This window comes from Streptomyces thermodiastaticus (assembly GCF_014656135.1).
Lineage (GTDB): Bacteria > Actinomycetota > Actinomycetes > Streptomycetales > Streptomycetaceae > Streptomyces > Streptomyces thermodiastaticus.
In genome coordinates this window covers 123,377-143,606 of sequence record NZ_BNBV01000014.1, presented here as the reverse complement: position 1 = coordinate 143,606, position 20,230 = coordinate 123,377, and the positions used below count along the sequence as shown (strand labels likewise).

Annotated in this window: 15 protein-coding genes; 7 read left to right on the top strand and 8 right to left on the bottom strand. The window is 73.2% G+C overall.

Annotated features, from left to right (window positions below; genetic code table 11):
• Positions 1-474 (top strand): Hsp70 family protein (locus IE286_RS15155; RefSeq protein WP_229862783.1); only part of this gene is annotated, 474 nt, incomplete at its 5' end.
• A 2-nt stretch (positions 475-476) separates the two neighbouring features.
• The gene (gene grpE, locus IE286_RS15150) at positions 477-1,064 is read left to right on the top strand and encodes a nucleotide exchange factor GrpE (protein ID WP_189797230.1); all 588 of its coding nucleotides are present in this window, start codon (positions 477-479) and stop codon (positions 1,062-1,064) included.
• A gap of 477 nt (positions 1,065-1,541) precedes the next feature.
• On the opposite strand, the gene IE286_RS15145 is transcribed toward grpE, so the two are convergent.
• Positions 1,542-1,976 (bottom strand): hypothetical protein, encoded by a 435-nt coding sequence (locus IE286_RS15145; protein WP_189797229.1) that lies wholly within the window; start codon positions 1,974-1,976, stop codon positions 1,542-1,544.
• Between the two features lie 569 nt (positions 1,977-2,545).
• On the opposite strand from IE286_RS15145, the gene IE286_RS15140 reads away from it, so the two are divergent.
• Entirely contained in the window at positions 2,546-3,190 is a 645-nt protein-coding gene (locus tag IE286_RS15140; protein WP_189797228.1) for a hypothetical protein, read from the top strand.
• Between the two features lie 159 nt (positions 3,191-3,349).
• Complete coding sequence (locus tag IE286_RS15135) at positions 3,350-4,126, top strand: class F sortase (protein WP_189797227.1); 777 nt, start codon at positions 3,350-3,352, stop codon at positions 4,124-4,126.
• A 77-nt stretch (positions 4,127-4,203) separates the two neighbouring features.
• Here the strand turns inward: IE286_RS15135 and IE286_RS15130 are convergent, their stop codons facing one another.
• From IE286_RS15130 to IE286_RS15120, 3 genes are all read right to left on the bottom strand, one after another.
• Positions 4,204-5,091, bottom strand: a complete 888-nt coding sequence (locus tag IE286_RS15130; RefSeq protein ID WP_189797226.1) for an endonuclease/exonuclease/phosphatase family protein — start codon at positions 5,089-5,091, stop codon at positions 4,204-4,206.
• Between the two features lie 113 nt (positions 5,092-5,204).
• A complete protein-coding gene (locus tag IE286_RS15125) occupies positions 5,205-6,371 on the bottom strand; it encodes an anhydro-N-acetylmuramic acid kinase (RefSeq protein ID WP_189797225.1) in 1,167 nt (388 codons plus the stop codon).
• A gap of 78 nt (positions 6,372-6,449) precedes the next feature.
• Positions 6,450-8,009, bottom strand: coding sequence for a sodium:solute symporter (locus tag IE286_RS15120; RefSeq protein ID WP_189797224.1), 1,560 nt, complete (start codon positions 8,007-8,009; stop codon positions 6,450-6,452).
• Positions 8,010-8,291: 282 nt separating this feature from the next.
• Here IE286_RS15120 and IE286_RS15115 point away from each other — a divergent pair, with 282 nt between their 5' ends.
• Positions 8,292-9,239: a MurR/RpiR family transcriptional regulator gene (locus IE286_RS15115; protein WP_189797223.1), complete on the top strand. Its 948-nt coding sequence runs from the start codon at positions 8,292-8,294 to the stop codon at positions 9,237-9,239.
• Positions 9,240-9,421: 182 nt separating this feature from the next.
• On the opposite strand, the gene IE286_RS15110 is transcribed toward IE286_RS15115, so the two are convergent.
• On the bottom strand, positions 9,422-10,048 hold the full coding sequence (locus IE286_RS15110; protein WP_189797222.1) for a CAP domain-containing protein: 627 nt from the start codon (positions 10,046-10,048) through the stop codon (positions 9,422-9,424).
• 491 nt (positions 10,049-10,539) lie between these two features.
• On the opposite strand from IE286_RS15110, the gene IE286_RS15105 reads away from it, so the two are divergent.
• A complete protein-coding gene (locus tag IE286_RS15105; RefSeq protein WP_189797221.1) occupies positions 10,540-11,742 on the top strand; it encodes a CapA family protein in 1,203 nt (400 codons plus the stop codon).
• Between the two features lie 121 nt (positions 11,743-11,863).
• Here the strand turns inward: IE286_RS15105 and IE286_RS15100 are convergent, their stop codons facing one another.
• The 3 genes from IE286_RS15100 to IE286_RS15090 all read right to left on the bottom strand — a co-directional run bounded on the left by IE286_RS15100 (position 11,864) and on the right by IE286_RS15090 (position 16,617).
• Complete coding sequence (locus IE286_RS15100; protein ID WP_189797220.1) at positions 11,864-13,069, bottom strand: cytochrome P450; 1,206 nt, start codon at positions 13,067-13,069, stop codon at positions 11,864-11,866.
• 361 nt (positions 13,070-13,430) lie between these two features.
• The gene (locus tag IE286_RS15095) at positions 13,431-14,441 is read right to left on the bottom strand and encodes a bile acid:sodium symporter family protein (protein ID WP_189797250.1); all 1,011 of its coding nucleotides are present in this window, start codon (positions 14,439-14,441) and stop codon (positions 13,431-13,433) included.
• Positions 14,442-14,727: 286 nt separating this feature from the next.
• The gene (locus IE286_RS15090) at positions 14,728-16,617 is read right to left on the bottom strand and encodes an ATP-binding cassette domain-containing protein (RefSeq protein WP_189797219.1); all 1,890 of its coding nucleotides are present in this window, start codon (positions 16,615-16,617) and stop codon (positions 14,728-14,730) included.
• Positions 16,618-17,053: 436 nt separating this feature from the next.
• Between IE286_RS15090 and lacZ the strand changes: the two genes are divergently transcribed.
• A complete protein-coding gene (lacZ, locus tag IE286_RS15085) occupies positions 17,054-20,176 on the top strand; it encodes a beta-galactosidase, LacZ type (RefSeq protein ID WP_229862774.1) in 3,123 nt (1,040 codons plus the stop codon).
• Positions 20,177-20,230 lie beyond the last annotated feature (54 nt).

Genomic DNA, 20,230 nt, shown 5'->3' with positions numbered 1-20,230 from the left:
CTCGGCACCGGCAAGGAACAGAAGATGACGGTGACCGGCGGTTCGGCGCTGCCCAAGGAGGACATCGACCGGATGATCCGGGAGGCCGAGCAGCACGCCGAGGAGGACCGCAGGCGGCGCGAGGCCGCCGAGACCCGCAACCAGGCCGAACAGCTCGTCTACCAGACGGAGAAGCTCATCCAGGACAACGCCGACAAGATCCCGGGCGACGCGAGGAGCGAGACCGAGAGCGCGCTGGCCGAACTGAAGGAGAAACTCAAGGGCGAGGACACCGCCGCCATCCAGCAGGCCATGACCCGGGCGGCGCAGGCGGCGCAGAAGATCGGCACCGCCCTGTACGACCGGGCGCGCGCCGAGCAGCCCGCGGGAGGCACGGCCGGGTCCTCGGCGGGCGGCGGCAAGGCCGGCAGCGCGGGCGAGGACGACGTGGTGGACGCGGAGATCGTCGACGACGACAAGCCGGAGGCGGGCTGACCATGGGCGACGACCGGCAGCGGACGACGGACCCCGCCCGGCTGGAGCGGCTGCTCAAGGAGCGCACGGCCGACCTGCAGCGGGTGAAGGCCGAGTACGACAACTACCGCAAACGCGTGCGCCGCGACCGTCAGGCCGTGCGCGAGATCGCGGTGGCCAACGTCCTGCGCACGCTGCTGCCCGTCCTCGACGCCGTCGACCGCACCTGCGCACACGAGCCCATGACGCCGGGTCTGAAGGACATCAGGGACACCCTGCACACCCAGCTCGGCGCCCTGGGGCTGCAACCGGTGGGCGAGCAGGACGAGCCCTTCGACCCGGCCCGCCACGACGCGGTCACCCAGCACATCAGCCCGGACGCCGGCCGGCTCGTGTGCACGCGGATCCTGCGCCGCGGCTACCGGCTCGGCGACCAGCTGCTGCGCCCGGCCCACGTCGAGGTCACCGGACCGCCGCCGGCGCAGGACAGCCCGCCTGGGGCTTCGGACGACGGCCGCCCGCAGACCGCGGACGACGGCCGTTCACCGGCCCCGGTGGAGGAGCCCACCGGGCTGGTGGGCGGCGGTGGTGACCGCCGGATGCCGCCGTAGCGTACGGCCGCCGCCGGCCCGCAGGCCGACAGGGCGCCTGAGGTCCGCCCGGCGCACCGGCGGCCGTGATCCTGCCGGACAATCCTGCCCCGGCGGGACGACGACGGCCTCGCCGGGGCGCTCCGACCGATCCCCGGCGGCGCCGTGAGGATCGGACTGCGCCGACTGTCCAGGTGTTGTTCGACGTCCTGGACGCCGTGCACGAGGAGATCATCAGGCTCCTCGACGCCGTGGCGAAGTGAAGGACCCGGACGTGCCCACGGAACTGTCCGCCGCGTTCGCGGCGAGTGGTGCCGGCCGGCCACAGCGCGCACGGCGAGGTGACCGAGGTGCTGGACGTCGGGTGCGCCCGGTGACACCCGCCCACGTGTGCCCGCCCGGGACCGCCGGCCGCGGACCGTGCCCGGCCGGCCCCGTCCCGCACCGCGGTGCACGGCACACCGGCCGCCGCCTCGCGCACGCCGGTGCGCCGGTCCGTCACGGCGCGTCCGGTGCCGGTGGTGCCTCCGGCTCCTCCGGCACGGGCAGCGGCTGCCGGCACGGTGTGGAGGTGTCGAGCCTCGGGGCGGCCCGGCGCAGCGCGGCGGCGGCCTCCTCGGCCTCCCGCAGGTCGCGGACGGACACGGCGAGGAGCAGGAACGGCGCGCCCGGCCACAGCTCCGCGCACACCACGGGCCGCCCGGGCCGCACCGACACGAAGTCCCGCCCGGCCTGATGCCGAAGCTCACCGGTGCACACCGCACCGGGTATCTGCAGCCCGCGCGCACGGCTCCCGCGCAGCACACGCCACCAGTCCGGTTCGACCACCACCCGACGCACCGCCGAGAGCGGCACAACCACCTGCCACCGCCGCGTGGCCGCCCTCTCCCACCAGCTCGGACGGACGACGAGCCGGTCCGCGGTGATGCGCATACGTGCCATGGGACTCTCAGACGGCCGCGGCGTACGGGGGAGGAGGTGTCTCCTCCAGCACACTCCCGCCCGGCGGGCCGCGCACACCCGTCACTGCCGTTCAGGTGACCGCCCGCCGACACCCTGTCAGGACTGACAAGGCGTCGGGTCGCGGCCGGCCGGAACCGCCGCCCGCTGGATCCGCACAGCCGGACCGCCCTGGTCCGCAGCACCTTCCCGACGTCAGACCCCGTGCAACCGAGGGGACTTGGTGGGCCGCCAGGTGACCGGTCCGCGGCGCGCCGTCCGGCACACCACCCCGCCGCCCGGGCGTCGGACCCACCGTCACCGGCACCTGCCGACGACGGCCGGCGCCTTTAGCACACCGCCGGATCGCTCCCCGGCGTGCGGCCGCGCGCCACGCCCTCGTTTTCCCCCACCCGGAGGTACGAAAAGGGCGTCAGTTCATCCGTTTGCGACGCTCCGATGGTGCGGGCCCCGCAACGCGCTGATGGTGATCACGTCGGTCCCGTGTCCCCGGATGCCGGGGCGCGGTGCCGGCACTCGTAGTCGCGACGGAAGGAACACCCATGCGTATCACCCGTACTCTCTTCACGTCCGCGGCGGTGGCGGCCGCCGTGGCGTTCGCCGCACCCGCTGCCGGTGCCGCGGACCTGACCTCGCCCTGGACGTCCCAGGCGGCCTCGCAGGCCGCCGCCTCCCACGGCGACCACTCGGACGACTACGGCAGCCACGGCGACGGCGGCGGTCGCGGCGGCTACGACCACGGTGACGACGACGGTGGCCGCCACGGCGGCGGTGACTACGGCGACCGTGACGACGACGGCGGCCGTGACGACGACGGCGGCCGTCACGGCGACCACGGCGACCACGGCGGCCGTCACGGCGGCAAGCCGCACGGCGGTGTCCACGCCGGCGGCGGATTCCTCGCGCTGAAGGCCGCGAGCGACAGCGACGAGGACGGCGGCCGGGATGGTCGCGGCGGTTACGGCGACAGCGACCGGGGCGGCCGCGGCAGCCATGACGACGACGGCTGGTCGAAGGATGACGACGACCGTGGCGGCAAGCCGCACGGCGGCGTCCACGCCGGCGGCGGCGGACTGGCCCAGTCCCGCGACACCATGGCGCTGGGCGCCGCGCTGGTGGCCGGCGGTCTCGGCACCGGGGCCTACATGCTGCGGCGCCGCCGGGCGTCGGGTGCCCCTGCCGCCTGAGCCGGTCTCCCGTAGCCGTCGCCTCGCTGCCGCGGCCCGCGCCCCACGCCGGGACGGTCTGCCGAGCGGGCCCGTGCCGGGCAACGGCCGGCCGCGGCAGCGGCGCTCCGGCCCCTGCCGAGCGGGGGCACGCACCACCTCTCACGAAAGGCACCGTCCATGGCCTCCCACCGTCCGCCCCAGACGGAACAGTGCAGGACCGTGTCCGGCCGGCGTCGCGGCAGGCTGCGCCTGCTGTTCCCCGCGGCAGCGGTCGGACTGGGGATCGTGCTCATCCACAACTCACTGGACAGCAGCCCGGTGACCGAGGTGCGCCCGTCGGGCCGGCCGGCGTCCCTCGCCTCCCGGCAGGCGCCGGCGCCCACCGAGCCGGGCACCGCACCGACCGCACCGTCCGCGGCTCCGGCCGCCACCGCCGGCCCCGTCCAGCCCGCGCCGGCCACCGGCGCCTCACCCGGCGACGGGGCGCTGCCCCGGTCGGAACCGACACGTATCTCGATACCGAAGATCGGCGTGGACGCGCCGTTCACCAAGCTCTCCCTCGACAAGAACGGCCGGCTGAACCCGCCGCCGGAGAACGACAAGAACCTGGTCGGCTGGTATCAGGGCGGGCCCGCGCCCGGCGAGCGCGGCGCCTCCGTCGTCGTGGGCCACATCGACACCAAGACCGGCCCCGCGGTGTTCGTCGAACTGCCCACGCTCAAACCGGGCGACGAGGTGGACATCGTCCGCGCCGACGGTGCCGTGGCCCGGTTCGAGGTCGACGCCGTGGAAGTGTTCAGCAAGTCCGACTTCCCCGACGACCTCGTCTACGGCGACACACCGTCGCCCGAGCTGCGCCTGATCACCTGCGGCGGCACCTTCGACAAGGCCCGCCAGGACTACCGGGACAACGTGGTGGTCTTCGCGCACCTGGACTCGACCACCCGGGCCTGAGACCGCCTGGTCCCGGGCGGCGCCGCAGCGCCGCCGCGGGCGGTCCGGCCGGTCCTGCCGCGGCCGGGCGGGCGGTGTCACCCGGCCCGATGGCGCAGCCGCAGGTCGGCCACCACCGGACGGTGGTCCGAGGCGGCGACGTCGGCCACGCGGGCCGAGGCGACGCCGGCATCGGGGGAGACGGCGACGACGTCGATACGTGTGACCGGGTCGAGCGCCGGATACGTCGCGCCGGCTTCCGGGGCCGCGTCGGCGAGCGGCCCCCACAGTTTCGCCAGCTCCGGGGCGCCCGGCTCGGCGTTGAAGTCCCCGAGCAGCACCTTCGGGCCCCGGTCGGCGGCCAGGACGTCCAGCATGTCGTCGACCTGCGCCCGCCGCACGGACGGGTCGGAGCGGTAGTCCAGATGGGTCGAGTAGACGTGCACCACCGTCCCCCGGGCCCTGACCGTCACCTCGGCGAAACCCGGCGCCGGCTCGGGCACCGGGTCGGGAACCTGCGTGGACAGCCGGGTGATCTCATGGTTCTCGGCGCCGAGCACCGGCAGACGGCTCAGCACCGCCACACCGAACTGCCGCCGCTCGGTGTGCCCCGCATCCGGCGGCAGATCGTAGATCGGCGCGAAGAAGTACCGCATGTGCAGGCGCGCGGCCAGCTCGCGGGCCTCGTCGGCGAAGCCGCTGCGCTCCGCCCAGTGCACGTCGACCTCCTGCAGACCGACCACATCGGCGTCCAGGCTCCGGATGGCCCGCGCGGTGCGGTCCAGGTCGAACACGCCGTCCTCGCCGGCTCCGGCATGGATGTTGTAGGTGGCCACCCGCAGCGGTACCGGGTGGGCCCCCGCCGGGCCGCCGGCCGGCGAGCCGTCCTGGGCGACGGCGGGCCTCACGGCGCCGAGCGCGACCGCCGCGGCCAGCACGGCGGCAGCCACGGCCCGGGACAGAGACGTGCTTGTCCTGCGTGTCACACGGTCCTCCTCACAACAGTGCGGTGCGGTCCGGGCAGGACAGGTGGAGCGGGGCCCGGACCGGGCAGGCGGGACGTGCGGTGTGCCGGGCCGGTGAACGGTCAGCCCCGCACTCAGGCGATCCGCAGCCGTGCCGGGGCGACGGCGGCCGGCTCCGGCAGCCGCAGCGGGCCGGCGCCGGGCGTGATGCTGCCCAGCACCGCGGCGTGGCGCGCCCCGGTGCACGACGGCACCGTCGCGGGCAGCCCGTGCACCGTCAGAAACCCCAGCACGGCGAAGGCGAGGGCCTCCTTCGCCGCGGACGGCAGACCCAGGCGGTCGCTCGGCACGACACGGACGCCCGGCAGTTCCTCGCCGATCATCCGCATCATCACCGGGTTGCGGGTGCCGCCGCCGGAGGCGACCAGCTCGGTGACGCCGTACGCCCGGCAGGCGCCGGCGACGGTGACGGCGGTCAGCCGGGTCAGCGTGGCCAGCACGTCGTCGGGATCGGGCACCGGCACCGCGGCCAGCACGTCCAGCACATGGTCCAGGCGGAACAGCTCCTTGCCGGTGGTCTTCGGCGCCGGCCGCGCGTAGTACGGCTCGGCCAGGAGCCGGTCCAGCAGGCCCTGATGGACGCGTCCGCGGGCCGCTGCGCGCCCGTCCTCGTCGAAGTGGCGGGCGCCGCCGCTGAAGTGGCGCACCGCGGCGTCGACGAGCGCGTTGGCGGGGCCGGTGTCGAAAGCGACGGGATCGCCGCCGGGCGGCACGACGGTGACGTTGGCGATGCCGCCGAGGTTCAGCGCGGCGCTCACCCCCGGCCGCCCCCGCAGCAGCAGCGTGTCCACGATGCTGACCAGCGGGGCGCCCTGGCCGCCCGCGGCCACGTCGCGGCTGCGCAGGTCGTGCACCACGGGCAGGCCGGTCGCCTCGGCGATCCAGGCCGGTTGCCCGATCTGCAGGGTGCCGTGGACCTGCCCGTCCTCCACCCAGTGGTGCACGGTCTGCCCGTGCGAGACCACCAGATCGGCGGTGCCGCCGCACAGCTCGTCCACGGCCCGTACCGCGGCGCCGGCGAAGGCCTGGCCGATGCGGGTGTCCAGGCGGCACAGCGCCTCGGTGGTCGTGGCGGCGGGCGGCAGGACCGCCTCGATGGCCCCGCGCAGCTCCTCGGACCACGGCAGGCTGCGGGCACCGAGCGGGGTCATCACCAGCTCCCCGCCGTCCAGGACCAGGTCGGCGGCCGCGGCGTCGATGGCGTCGTAGGACGTGCCGGACATCAGACCGATCACACGCATGCGTGCTCCCCGAGGGCGGCCGGAGTGGAGGCGGGACGGCGGGCCGGGGGCCGGGGCGCGACCCCGGCCCCCGCGGGCTCACAGGGTCGGAGCACTGGGCGTCGCCGCCTCCTCGACCGCGTCCCGCGCACCGTTGCCGTCCCGCTGCGGCGGCCGGTGGAACAGGCTCATCACACCGCCCACCACCAGGGTGAGGATCACCCCGATCGGCACCAGCCACTGCGCGGCGATGCCGGCCTGCACCGTCGAGCCCGCGACCACCGTGTCGATCTTCACCTCGCGGACGATGTACGTCATCACCGCCACGGTCACCACGAAGGACACCAGCGCGTCCGTCTCGCTCGCCCGCCTGACGACACGGCCCAGCAGGAACGCGCCGAGCAGGGCGCCGTAGGTGTAGCCGGCGATCGCCAGACCGGTGAGGTACACATTGCCGGTGCTGCTGCTGAAGGCGCAGGCGAAGACCGCCATCAGCACCGCCCACACCAGCGTCGTCACCCGGGCCAGCTTCAGCATGGTCTCCTCGCCGGGAGTGCGCTTGAAGAAGCTGCGCATCAGGTCGGAGACGGTGGAGTTGGACATGGAGTTCAGCGCCGAGGACAGCGATCCCATCGCCGCACCGAGGATGCCGGCCACCAGCAGGCCGGAGATGCCGACGGGCAGGCCGTGCAGGATGAAGTCCGGGTAGAGGTCGTCGCTGCTGTGCAGCCCCAGGTCGCTGAAGGACCGGCCGTTGTTGTACGCCCACAGCAGCACGCCCACCAGCGAGAAGGCGGCGAACTGCACGGTGATGAAGATGCCGGAGCCGATCATCGCCTTCTGGCTGTCGCGCAGGCTGCGGGTGGACAGGATCCGCTGGACGATGAGCTGGTCGGAGCCGTGGCTGGCCATCGCGAAGACCGCGCCGCCGAGGATCGCGGTGGGCATCGCGAAGGAGCTGGTCAGCACATGGCTGAGGGAGAAGTCCGTGTCGAACACCTTGAAGTGACCGCTGTGCAGGGCGTCGCTGAAGCCCTGGGCACCCACATGCCCGGAGAGCACCGCGATGGCCAGCACCGCGCCGCCGAGGTAGAGCAGCATCTGCAGGGCGTCGGTCCAGATGACCGCCTTGATGCCGCCGAGGTAGGTGTACAGCACCGTCACGGCGGTGATCACCACGATGATCGTGCGGTAGCCCGCGTTCACGCCCAGCTCGTCCAGCAGCAGCTTGATCGGGATGGCGGAGGCGAACAGCCGCACACCCTCGGCGAGCAGCCGGGTGACGACGAACGTGACGGACGCCAGGCCCTGCAGCCGCAGCCCGAACCGGTCGCCCAGGTATGCGTAGGCGCTGACGAACCCGCCGCGCTTGTACAGCGGGATGAGCAGCGCGGCCACCACCACACGGCCGATCACATAGCCCAGGGCCAGCTCGACGTTGCCGAACGCCTGCGAACCGTAGGCGCCGCCGGGCACGCTGATCACGGTGAGCACGCTGGTCTCGGTGGCCACGACCGAGAAGCACACCGTCCACCAGGGCATCTGCCCTTCGCCGACGAAGTACTCCTTGGCCGATCTCTGCCGTCCGGACAGGCGCAGGCCGAGCCAGGCCGTCCCGATCAGATAGAGGAGGATCACTACGAGGTCGAGATGGCGCACGGGGGCTTGCTCCTAGACGGACGGCTGCGACGACGAGGACGCCGGGCAGGTGACGGGCGCCACGGGAGAGGACCGCGACGCCGCAGGGCGGAAGCGGTGTTCGACGTGAACGGTGGTTCAGGTGCGGGTCGAGTATCGAAACAGCCCACGGGCGATGTCAATAAGTAACGGGCAGCCATTGTTGTGCGTTATTTTTTGACACGCCGTCGTGGGCGCGACGCACGACCCGCCCGTCGCACCACCCGGACCGCACGCCACCCCGCCCCGCACGGAGGACCCGCCATGGCCCGCACGAGCACCTCCCCCGACCCTGCGGAGCCGGCCGACGCCCCCGCACCGGCCGACCTCCTGGGGGACATCCGTACCGCGCTGCCCTCCCTGGCGCCCGCCGAGCGGCGCGTGGCCGAGGCCGTGCTGGGCGACCCCGCGCAGGCCGCGCGGCTGTCCATCAGCGCCCTGGCCGCCCGCGCCCGTACGTCGGTGACCACCGTGATGCGGTTCTGCCGCACCGTCGGACTGACCAACTACCCGCAGCTGAGGCTGGCCCTGGCGGGAGCCGCCGCCCGCGAGCACGCCCTGCGCGGCGACCGGCCTGTGATCAGCACCGACATCAGCGCCACCGACTCGCTGGAGCAGGTGGTCGAGAAGATCGTCTACAACGAGACCCGGTCACTGGAGGACACCGGCGCCGGGCTCGACGTCACCACCCTGCGCCGTGCCGTGGACGCGGTGGCCGAGGCCCGCAGGATCGACATCTTCGGCATGGGTGCGAGCGGCTTCGTCGGGCAGGACCTGCACCAGAAACTGCACCGCATCGGTCTGATGGCGTTCATCTGGACCGATGTGCACGCCGCGCTCACCGCCGCCGCGCTGCTCGGCTCCGCGGACGTGGCGATAGGCATCTCCCACTCGGGCGCCACCGCCGACACCGTCGAACCCCTCCAGGTCGCCGCCGGCCGCGGGGCGACGACGATCGCCCTGACCAACTTCGCGCGTTCCCCGATCGCCGAGTGCGCCGACCTGCTGCTGACCACCTCCGCGCACGAAACCCCCTACCGCTCCGGCGCCACCGCCAGCCGCATCGCCCAACTCGCCGTGGTGGACTGCCTGTTCGTCGGAGTGGCGCAGCGTTCCTACGACCACGCCACCGAGGCCATCAACGGCACCTGGGGCGCGATCCACGGCCGGGGCACCCGCCGTCTGCCCTCGGCACCCTCCGCCGGCGCCTGAGTCACCGGTCACCCGCGCCGGGACGGACACATGGCACACCCCGGGCGCGGGGGCGGGCCTTCGGGTGCTCCGGCCGGACACGGCGCGGGCCCGGGCCGCGCGGCGGCGCACACCGGTGGCGAGCGGTGCGCGTCCACGCGGACCCGGGCCCGGCAGGAGAGTGCCGTGACGCCGGCGCGGCGTCAGCGGGCGGCGAAGTCCTGCGTCCAGTAGTCGCCGGGCTGCGCGTGCCCGACACCGATCTCCTGGTAGTCGCAGTCGAGAATGTTCGCCCGGTGGCCGGGGCTGTTCATCCAGGCGTCCATGACCTGCTCGGGCGTGGCATAGCCGTAGGCGACGTTCTCGCCGTAGGCCCGCCAGTCGTAGCCGGCCCGGGTGATCCGGTCGCCCGGAGAGGAGCCGTCGGAGCCGGTGTGCGACATGTTCTGATGGGCCGCCATGTCCTCGCTGTGCGCCTGCGCCGCCTGGGTCAGCCGCGCCTCCAGGGTCACCGGCGAGCACCCGGCCTTGGCGCGCTCGGCGTTGACCAGGTCCACGACCTGGGTGATCGCGTCGTCCTGCGTGGCCGCGGGTGCCGTCGTGGCGGCGGGGGCGGCGGAGGTGTCCGCGGCGGCTCGGGCGCCGCCGGAGCCGTCCTGGGTGCGGGCGGTGTCCGTCCACACGTGTGCCGCCGCACGGTGCTCCGCATGTGTGCCGCCGTCCGGCCCGTCGACACAGGCCATGGCGGCGGACGGTATGCCCACGCCGGCCATCGCGAGAACCGCGATGGCCACCCGCCGGTGCTGCCTGTTCTTTCGGTGCGTTGCCATGTACAAGACCTCACTAGGTGGCCGCCGAGCGCCCGTCGCACGGGCGTCCTTCACGCACACATCGCCCTTGAGCTGCGGAAATGTGATGCGGTGCCTCATTGTGTGGAGGCCCTGCCGCACCTGGCAATACACCTTCGTACTACGCGCGGCAGTAGGCCGGCCCGGCGCGGGCCGCCGGCACCCCGCCGCACCGGAGCGGCCGGCACAGAACCCGCCGTCGCTGCCGGTCCGTCAGAACCCGGCCGGACCGGAAGAATGAGAGAGCGCGGCGGGACGGAGGAGACCCGACGACACCGGCATCCCGGATGCCCGTGCCAAGCCGGACAAAATCACGTATGTCAGCGGAGCGGCATCTACTATCCGCGCGCGTAGAGGCACGCCAGGTGTGACGGATGTCACGTGCCCCGGGGTCCGTCCGGCATCGCCGGGTCCGCCGCGGCGGTTCTTCGCGGACACCGCCGGGCGGCTCCGGCGCGTACTACGGTGGGACCATGACCGGTGACGAGGTCACCCTGTTCCTGTGCGGCGACGTGATGCTCGGGCGCGGCGTGGACCAGATCCTCGGCCACCCCGGCGACCCGGCGCTGCGGGAGGGCTGGGTGCGCGACGCACGGGAGTACGTCGCGCTGGCGCAGGCGGCAAACGGCCCGATTCCGGCGCCCGTTCCGCCGTCGTGGCCCTGGGGAGACGCCCTGCGCCTCCTGGACGACGTCGCCCCGCACGCGCGCATCGTGAACCTGGAGACCTCCGTGACCCGGTGCGACACCTTCGCGCCGGGCAAGGAGATCCACTACCGGATGCATCCGGACAACCTGCCCGCCCTCACCGCCGTCCGGCCCGACGTCTGCGTCCTCGCCAACAACCATGTGCTGGACTTCGGCCGCCCCGGGCTGCTGGAGACACTCGACGTGCTGCACGCTGCCGGTCTGCGCACCGCGGGGGCGGGCCGCAACGCCGACGAGGCCCTCGCCCCCGCGGTGTGCCCGCTGCCGGGCGGCGCCCGCCTGCTGGTGTTCGCCGTCGGCACGGCCTCCAGCGGCATACCGCCCAGCTGGGCGGCGACGCCGGACCGGCACGGTGTCGCCCGCGTCCCTGAGCTCACCCCCGGGGCGGCCGCAGGACTCCTCGAGCGCGTACGACGGACACGACGGCCGGGAGACCTGGTGGCTGTCTCCGTCCACTGGGGCTCCAACTGGGGCTTCGGCGTGCCCGCCGAGCAGACCCGGTTCGCCCGCCGGCTCGTCGACGACGGCGTCGACCTCGTCCACGGGCACTCCTCGCACCACCCCCGCCCCGCCGAGGTGTACCGGGACCGCCTGGTCCTGTACGGCTGCGGCGACTTCGTCGACGACTACGAGGGCATCTCGGGCTACGAGGAGTTCCGCGACGACCTGCGCCCGGCCTGGTTCCCCACGCTGGACGCCGGCACCGGGCGACTGCTGCGGCTGCGGGTGGAGACACTGCGGGCCCGCCGGATGCGGCTGGAGCGGGCCGGCGAGGAGGATCGTGCCTGGCTCGGTGCACTGCTCGGCCGGACCGGCAAGGGCCTGACCGTGACGACCGGACCCGGCGGTGCGGTGCTCGCCGTGCCCGTGGCCCGTGTGCCGGGCGACCCGCGGCACGACCGGGACCCGCGCCCCGGGCGGCGGGCGGACCACCGGGCCGCGTCCACGCCGCGCCCCAGCCCCTCCTGAGCGCGCGGGCCTCGAAGCCGAGCAGCTGGGCGAGCGGGCCCGTCCCGGGGCCGGCCGTCCGCCGCGGCCCGCCCGGCACCAGGACCTCACCGTGGACGAGCGAACCCGCCGCCAGGCCGGCTCACCAGGTCACCGGCAGCTGAAGCGGGAAACGCCGGATGGTCTTCGTGTCCCAGCGGACGTCCTGTGCCGGCACGGCCAGCCGCAGGCCGGGGAACCTCTCCACCAGCCGTCCGACCGCCACTTCCAGCTCCGCCATCGCCAACGGCATCGCGATGCACCGGTGTCCGCCCCAGCCGAACGTCATGTGCGGGCTGACGGGCCGCTCCAGGTCGATGGCGTGCGGGTCCGGGTAACGCTCCGGGTCACGGTTGGCCGCCAGGTAGGACACGTGCACGAAGTCCCCCGCGCGGATGTGCACGCCGTCCAGTTCCAGGTCCTCCAGCGCCAGCCGGGGGATGCCGACGCCCTTGCGGAACGGGATCCAGCGCAGCAGCTCGTGCAGCACACCGGTCAGCGACTCCGGCCGGCTGCGCACATGCTCCAGCAGCTCCGGACGGGTCAGCAGCAGGTAGGCGATGTTGCTGATCTGGCAGGTGGCCGTGTCCTGGCCGCTGAGCGCCACCGTCAGCGCCATGACCGCCAGCTCCTTGTCGTCGAGCTGCTCCTTGCCGTCGCGGGCGGCGGCCATCGTGCTGATCAGGTCGTCGCCGGGGGAGTGCCGGCGCTGCTCGACGAGCTTGCCGAAGTAGGCCGTCAGATCGGCCTTCGCCGTCGCCGCGGTCTCCTTGTGACCGGGGTCGACGACGAGCAGCTGCCGCACCGACTCCTGGATGCGGGGCCACTCCTGCCGCTCGATGCCGAGCAGGTCGAGGACGGTGTGCTGGGGCAGCGGGTCCGACAGATGCCGCACCAGGTCGGCGGGCGGGCCCTGCTGCTCCATCTCGTCCAGCAACTGGTCCGCCAGGCGGACGATGCGCGGCCGCAGGGCGTCGACATGCTGCTGGGTGAAGGCCTGCGAGGCCAGGTGCCGCACCCGGGTGCTGTGCGGCGGGTCCATCACATTGATCGACTCGCGCGAGACGATGGGCTCCGCCGTCATCCGCGGGTAGTCGTGACCCACGATGGCCGCCCGGCTCAGCCGCTGGTCGGTGGTGACCTGCTTGACGGCGTCGAAGCCGGTGAACAGCCAGGCATCCGCGTCACCGTAGGGCAGGCGGATACGGACGGGCCCGTCGCGCTCCATCAGATCCGCGAGCACGGGATCGAACTCCAGGGCATCGCTGAAGTCGAACGGGCAGGTGATCGCCTCGTCGTTCCCGGTCATCAACCGACTCCTCGGGCCATCGCTACGGCATGGGTGGCGTCCGGAGCCCGGCGCAAGGCTCCGCGCCGGCCCGACGGCAGCGCCGACGGCCCGGCAGTGGACGAAGAGCACGGCGCGAGCGCCCGCCACGGCTGTGGCGGGCGGCACACGCCGCCGGGAGGCGCTGCGCGGAGAACACGAGTCGTCGCGGTTCCCCTCGACCGTTTCCGCCTCCAGCCGCGATGGAAGCACGGACGGCCGCGCGAACCGGTGAGCGGCACCGTCACCGCCAGCCGACTGGGCTAAGAGCTGCGGACGAACGGGGACCCCGGGCGGCGGACGGCGCGGGGTGCGCGGGCCCCGGCCGCACCGGGGCCCGAGGTCACCGACCGGCGACGGCGCCCGACGGGGCCGCCGCACGCCGTGCCATCCACGCGGCGACGAGCGCACCGGAGATGTTGTGCCACACGGAGAACACGGCGGCGGGCAGGGCGGCCAGCGGGCTGAAGTGCGCGGTGGCGAGCGAGGCGGCCAGTCCCGAGTTCTGCATGCCGACCTCGAAGGCCATCGCGCGGGAGGCGGGCCGCCCGAGCCGGGTGAGCCGGCCGCAGCCGTAGCCGAGGGCCAGCCCGCAGCCGTTGTGCAGCACCACCGCCGCCAGCACGGTGAACGCGGCGGACTTCAGGGCGTCGGCGCTGCCCGCGACGACCACGGCGACGATCGCGGCGATCGCCAGCGACGACAGCCACGGCATCGCGCCCAGCACCCGGGACACCCAGCGCCCCGCGACCAGGCGTACCACGAGCCCCGCGAAGACCGGCAGCAGCACGGTCTTGAGGATGTCGGTCACCATCGAACCGGCGTCGACGGGCAGGTACTCGCCCGCCAGCAGCAGTGTCAGCGGCGGGGTCAGCAGCGGAGCGAGGACGGTGGAGACGGTGGCGACGGACACGCTCAGCGCGACGTCACCGCGCGCGAGGTAGGTGACGACGTTGGACGCCGTACCGCTCGGCGCGCAGCCCACCAGGATGACGCCGGCCGCGAGCGCGGGGGACAGGTGCAGCACATGGGCGATCAGCCACCCGAGCCCCGGCATGATCACATAGTGTGCCGCCAGGCCGAGCAGCACCACCCAGGGCCGGCGGGCCACGCCCTTGAAGTCCTCCAGGGACATGGTGAGCCCCATGCAGAACATGACCACCCCCAAAAGGTAGGGGACGTCGGGGCCGTACCCGGAGAAGGTGGAGGGGGAGAGCAGCCCGATGAGGCCGGCGGCGACGACGAGGACGGGGAAGACCGTGACCGCGCGGCGGGCGGCACGGTCCGCGGGGGTGGGGCCGCCGGCGGGCGCGGTCGTGCAGCCGGTCCGGGTCGGGGTGTCGGAGTTCTGCATGCGCAGCATGTAAATAACATGTAAGCGGCCGGGGCAAAACCGTCTCGCGATCCGGTCCGCGGACTCACCTGGGGTTTTCCCGCTTCTCTCGCATGCACGGGCGTTCCGGGCATCCGGCGGGAAAGGGGTGACTCGCGCCCCGGCCGGAAGACCCCCGGCAGTCACCCGCACCGCTGACGACTCCCGCCCGCATCCGGCGGCGCGCCGCCCCGCGCCCGGGCGGGCGGCGCGCTCCCACGCCGTGTCAGCGCACGCGGTACCCCCGACCGCCGCTGGTGCGCGGTCCTCACCGGTCCTCGGACAGGGAGAGCAGTTCCGCGAACAGGCCGCCGGCGGCGGCCAGTTCCTCGTACGTGCCCTGCTCGGCCACCCGGCCGTGCCGCAGGACGACGATCCGGTCGGCCAGCCTGGTGTTCTGCAGCTGGTGGGTGACCACGATCGTCATGCGCTCGGCGGCGATGCGTTTGATCTCCACAAGGATCCGGTGCTCGCCCCGCGGGTCCATCTGCGAGGTCGGCTCGTCGAGGACGAGCAGCGGAGTGCGGCGGTACAGGGCGCGGGCGCACGCCAGGCGCTGCCACTGGCCGCCGGACAGCTCGGCACCGCCCCACCACTGTTTGGCCAGCAGGGTGTCGAGCTGTTTCGGCAGGCCCTCGATCGTCTCCCGCATGCCGACCGCGTCCATGGCCTGCCACACCGGTGCGTCGTCGAACGTCCTCGGCTGTCCCAGGGTGACGTTCTCCCGGGCGCGCAGCGGCCAGCGGGCGTAGTTCTGCGGCACCAGCGCGGTGCGCTTCCACACCGCGTCGGGATCGGCGCCGGCCAGATCGATCCCGTCCCACAGCACCCGGCCCCGGTCCGCGAGCAGGATCCCCGTGATCAGCCTGACCAGGGTCGACTTGCCCGAGCCGTTCTCCCCGACGACGGCCAGGATCTCGCCGCGGCGCAGGGTCAGCGAGACACCGTCGACCGCCGGCTGCTCCCTGCCCGGGTAGCGGTAGACCACGTCGTCGAGCCGGATCTCGTCGACGCGTTCCGGGACGGTGGCGGTGCCCCGCCGGGGTGCGCGCTCGGCGGCCTGGTCGAGGAAGGTCCGCATGTCCGCCAGGTACAGCGAGGTGTGGAACAGCGCGGCGCCGTGCTGGACGAACTGCCCCAGTGCGGCCAGCGTGGTCTGCACGGCGACCACGGCGGTCGCCGCCACCGGCAGCGCGACCCGGCCCGTGGCGGCCAGCCACGCCAGCAGCCCCCAGGTCCCCAGCAGGAACAGCCCGCCCAGGGCGCTGGTGGCCAGGGAGATGCGCAGCACCCGCGGTGCGGCGCTCAGCGCGCGCCGGTCGATGCGGTCGGACAGCGCGCGGTACCAGTAGACGAGGTACCCGGTCATGCCGTTGGCGCGCACCTCGTCCCCGAACCGCGAGTACGTCGCCCACCAGCGCATCATGGAGCGGACGTTGCGGTCGGCGATGGTCAGGTAGTGGGTCTCGTAGTCGACCCGCGCGCTCAGCACCGCGCCCACGCCGGCCGGGAGCACCGCCAGCAGGAGCAGCGGCAGCATCGTCCAGTGCAGTGCCGTGATCACACCGCTCGCGGTGACCATCCGGATCGCGGCGGCCAGGAACCGCTGCGCGTCCTGCACCATGAACCGGGTCCGGGTGGCACCGACCTCCGCCGCCTCCTGCCGGTCGGCGAACCCGGCCTCGCCGTACGCGGAGGACTCCACCCGGCACACCGCGGACACGAGCGCGATGTCGGCCTCGGTCATCAGCCGTGGTGTGATCCGGCCGTCGGCGTACGCGGCCAGGGCGCCGCCGGCCCGGCCCGTCCCGGCGGCGACCGCCACCACGACCAGGGCGGGCAGTGCGTCGTGCAGGCGTTCGGTCACGCTCCCCGTGCCGAGGACGTGGTGCATGGCGCGTGCGGTGAAGGCGAGGACGACGGCGGCCGCGGCGCCGGCCAGCAGCTGGCAGAGCAGCAGCAGGACGACGCCGGTCCGGTCCACCGCCCAGGCCATCCGCACGGTGTGGCCGAGCACGCCCGGCAGTCGCCGGCACATCGCGCCGAAACCGGCCTCGGCCAGCGGGTTCTTGGCGAACTCGCCCTCGTAGGAGATGGTGGCGGGCGGCGGAGGGGGCGGCGTGGCGCCGTGTGCGGCCGGGGTGTCGGTGACGGTCATCCGTGTTCCTCCCTGAGGTCGAGCCGTGCCGGAACGGCTCGGCGGTGCACGGCTCAACGACCCGGGCGGGGAATCGAACGCGCTCGATTCCGGACGTGCCAGAACCCCGCAGTCCCAAGGTGCCCGGCGAGCGAAGCCCGTGCTCAGGCCCCCGGTGTCTGAACGGCCGGTGTCCGAAACGCCGCTGGTCGATGCGGAAGCGGCGGACGAGATGGGGTGAACGGCACGGTGCGGCGCGCGCCTCGGCGCACACCGAAGGCGCGTGCGAAACCCGCCCGCACCCACCGTGTCAAGAGGCGGCCGCGACGCGATGCGCTGTCAGCGCTCTTGTGCTATGGGGGACTTCGTTCGATGCTGACGGTTCTTGATGCCTTACGTTCGGAGCCGCAACATGAGTGCAGAGAGAACCCTTCCTCACCGACCGCGCCGTCGTACGGTGCTCACCGCCGGCGCACTGGCCGGCTGGGCTGCCTTCTGCGCCCAGAAGCGGGCGTTCGCGGCCGCGCAGGGCGAGCCCTGGGACGCCGCTCCGCGCGTCTACCAGGCCGGCCGCGAGCCGGCCAGGGCCCGGCTGGTGCCCTACGGAAGCCGGGACCAGGCTCTGCGGGGGCGGTTCCAGGACTCGCCCTACTACCGCAGTCTGAACGGCAGCTGGCGCTTCCATTGGTCCCGCAACGCCGACCAGCGGCCCGCCGGCTTCGAGAGACCGGACTACGACGACAGCGGATGGGACCGCATCCCGGTGCCGTCCAACTGGGAGATCGAGGGCTACCCGGAGCCGATCTACCTGAACATCGAGTACCCGTGGGTGGGCTACGAGAAGCCCGACCCGCCCGATGTGCCGCACGACTTCAACCCGGTCGGCTCCTACCGCCGCACCTTCACCGTGCCCGGCGGCTGGGCGGGGCGGCGCACGCTGCTGTCGTTCCAGGGCGTGAAGTCGGCGTTCTTCGTCTGGGTCAACGGCGAGCAGGTCGGCTACAGCGAGGACAGCTACACCCCCGCCGAGTTCGACATCACGCCCCATCTGCAACCGGGCTCCAACACTTTGGCCGTGCAGGTGCACCGCTGGTCCGACGGCAGCTGGCTGGAGGACCAGGACATGATCGACCTGTCCGGGATCTTCCGGGACGTCTACCTGTACTCCGTGCCGCAGGTGCATGTGCACGACCTGTTCGTGCACACCGAGCTGGACGACGCCTACCGCGACGCCCGCCTCACCGTCGACGTCTCCCTGCGGGACCGGGCCGGTGCGGGCACCGCCGGTCACCGTGTCACCGCGGAGCTGTTCGACGCCCGCGGCCACCGGGTGCTGCGGTTGTCGGACGACGCCGGTGACGGCTCGGTGACGCTGCGCGGCGACGTGCGCCGCCCCGCTCTGTGGTCCGCCGAGGACCCGAACCTGTACACCCTCGTGCTGACCCTCACCGACGCGCACGGCCGGACCACCGACCTGCACAGCACACGTGTCGGCTTCCGCCAGGTCGAGTACGGGCCGGGGACGTTCACCGTCAACGGCCGTCCGGTGATGTTCCGCGGCACCAACCGCCACGAGACCGACCCCGAGCGCGGTCAGGCCGTCGACGAGCAGCGGATGATCCAGGACATCCGCCTGATGAAGCAGCACAACATCAACGCCGTGCGCACCTCGCACTACCCCAACCACCCGCGCTGGCTGGAGCTGTGCGACGAGTACGGGCTGTACGTCATCGACGAGACCAACCTGGAGACACACGGCGTCCGCGACACCGTGCCCGGGTTGCTGCCGGAGTGGACCGACGCCTGCGTGGACCGGCTGCGCTCGATGGTCGAACGGGACAAGAACCACCCGTGCGTCGTCGTCTGGTCGCTCGGCAACGAGGCCGGACAGGGCAGCACCTTCCAGGTCATGGCGGACTGGGTGCACGCCCGTGACGCCTCCCGCCCCGTGCACTACGAGGGCATGAACGCCGTCGCCGACCTGCACAGCGAGATGTACACCAGTCCGGCCGGTGTGGAGGCCTACGGCAGGTCGGGCGCACAGACCCCGTTCATGCTGTGCGAGTACAACCACTCCATGGGCAACAGCGGCGGCAACCTCAAGGAGTACTGGGACGTCTTCGAGAAGTACCCCAACCTGCACGGCGCCTTCGTCTGGGACTGGGCCGACCAGGCCATCCGGCTGCCCGTGCCGGGCGACCCCCGGCACACGTATCTCTCCTACGGCGGCGACTGGCACGACGGCTACCCCACCGACGGCAACTTCTCGTGCAACGGCATGGTCGCCGCCGATCGCTCGGTCCACCCCGGGCTGATCGAGGTGAAGAAGTGCTACCAGCCGGTGGGTGTCACGGCCGGTGACCTCACCGGCGCCTCGGGCGGCACCGTCCAGGTCCGCAACAAGCACATGTTCAGCGGCCTGGACGCCTACACGGTCCGCTGGACGCTGACCCGGGACGGCGAGGAGATCCAGCACGGCACCCTGCCGGCGCCGTCGGTGGAACCCGGCGAGGAAGGCACGCTGCACATCCCCTACCGCAGGCCCGCGTCCCCGGCGCCCGGTGCCGAGTACTTCCTGAATCTGTCCTTCGTGCTGCGCGAGGACACCTCCTGGGCGGACGCCGGACACGAAGTCGCCGCGGAGCAGCTTCCGCTCGACTGGCACACCCCGGCACCCGCGGACACCCCCGTCCGCGGCAGCCTGCACCTGACCGAGACGGACACCGAGGTACGGGTGAGCGGCCGGGACGTGGAGGTGGTGCTGTCCAAGACCACCGGCACGTTCACCACCTGCACCGTCAAGGGACAGCGGGTGCTCGCCGAGGGACCGGTGCCGAACTTCTGGCGCGGCCCCACCGACAACGACATCGGCCGCGACTTCCAGCAGACGGCCGCCACCTGGCGCGACGCGGGATCCAAGCGGACGGTGACGTCCGTGGAGACCGCACAGCCGGCGGCCGGGGAGGTGGTCATCGAGGTCGCCTGCACCCTGCCCACCGAGCCGGCGACCGCAACCTGGCACACGGTCTTCCGGGTGCGGGCCGACGGCGAGATACGGATACGGCACACCCTGGACGCCCCGGCCGGACTGCCTGACCTGCCGATGGTCGGCGCGCTGCTGACCGTGCCGCCGGGACACGAACGGCTCGACTGGTTCGGCCGCGGCCCGCACGAGAACTACCAGGACCGCAAGGCATCCGCCTTCGTGGGACGCTGGCACTCCACCGTCGACCAGCAGGTCGCGCCCTATGTGCGTCCCCAGCAGACGGGCAACCAGACGGACGTGCGCCGCCTGTCGGTGACCGACCGGTCCGGGCAGGGCCTGACGGTGATCGCCGATCCCGCCGACGGCGAGGGCCTGCTGGAGACCAGCGCCCTGCACTACACGCCGTTCGACCTGGACGGCCCCCGGCATCCGTACCAGCTCACCCGGCGCGACGAGACGATCCTGCTGGTCAACCACCGTCAGATGGGGGTCGGCGGCATCAACTCCTGGGGCGCGGCCCCGCTGGAGCCGTATCTGCTGCACTCCGGCCGGACCTACACCTACGCCTACCGGCTGCGTCCGGCGTCCGTCTGACCGACAGCCGCGGAAAGCCGTCCGGGCCCGGGGAAGGTGCCCGGGACCGGACGG

Excerpts from the sequence above, each read along its gene's own strand:
- IE286_RS15135 (WP_189797227.1), top strand. The coding sequence starts at position 3,350 with ATGGCCTCCCACCGTCCGCCCCAGACGGAACAGTGCAGGACCGTGTCC.
- IE286_RS15145 (WP_189797229.1), bottom strand. The coding sequence starts at position 1,976 with ATGCGCATCACCGCGGACCGGCTCGTCGTCCGTCCGAGCTGGTGGGAG.
- IE286_RS15100 (WP_189797220.1), bottom strand. The coding sequence starts at position 13,069 with ATGACCGGGAACGACGAGGCGATCACCTGCCCGTTCGACTTCAGCGAT.
- IE286_RS15090 (WP_189797219.1), bottom strand. The coding sequence starts at position 16,617 with ATGACCGTCACCGACACCCCGGCCGCACACGGCGCCACGCCGCCCCCT.
- IE286_RS15115 (WP_189797223.1), top strand. The coding sequence starts at position 8,292 with ATGGCCCGCACGAGCACCTCCCCCGACCCTGCGGAGCCGGCCGACGCC.
- IE286_RS15110 (WP_189797222.1), bottom strand. The coding sequence starts at position 10,048 with ATGGCAACGCACCGAAAGAACAGGCAGCACCGGCGGGTGGCCATCGCG.
- IE286_RS15140 (WP_189797228.1), top strand. The coding sequence starts at position 2,546 with ATGCGTATCACCCGTACTCTCTTCACGTCCGCGGCGGTGGCGGCCGCC.
- grpE (WP_189797230.1), top strand. The coding sequence starts at position 477 with ATGGGCGACGACCGGCAGCGGACGACGGACCCCGCCCGGCTGGAGCGG.
- IE286_RS15105 (WP_189797221.1), top strand. The coding sequence starts at position 10,540 with ATGACCGGTGACGAGGTCACCCTGTTCCTGTGCGGCGACGTGATGCTC.
- IE286_RS15125 (WP_189797225.1), bottom strand. The coding sequence starts at position 6,371 with ATGCGTGTGATCGGTCTGATGTCCGGCACGTCCTACGACGCCATCGAC.
- IE286_RS15095 (WP_189797250.1), bottom strand. The coding sequence starts at position 14,441 with ATGCAGAACTCCGACACCCCGACCCGGACCGGCTGCACGACCGCGCCC.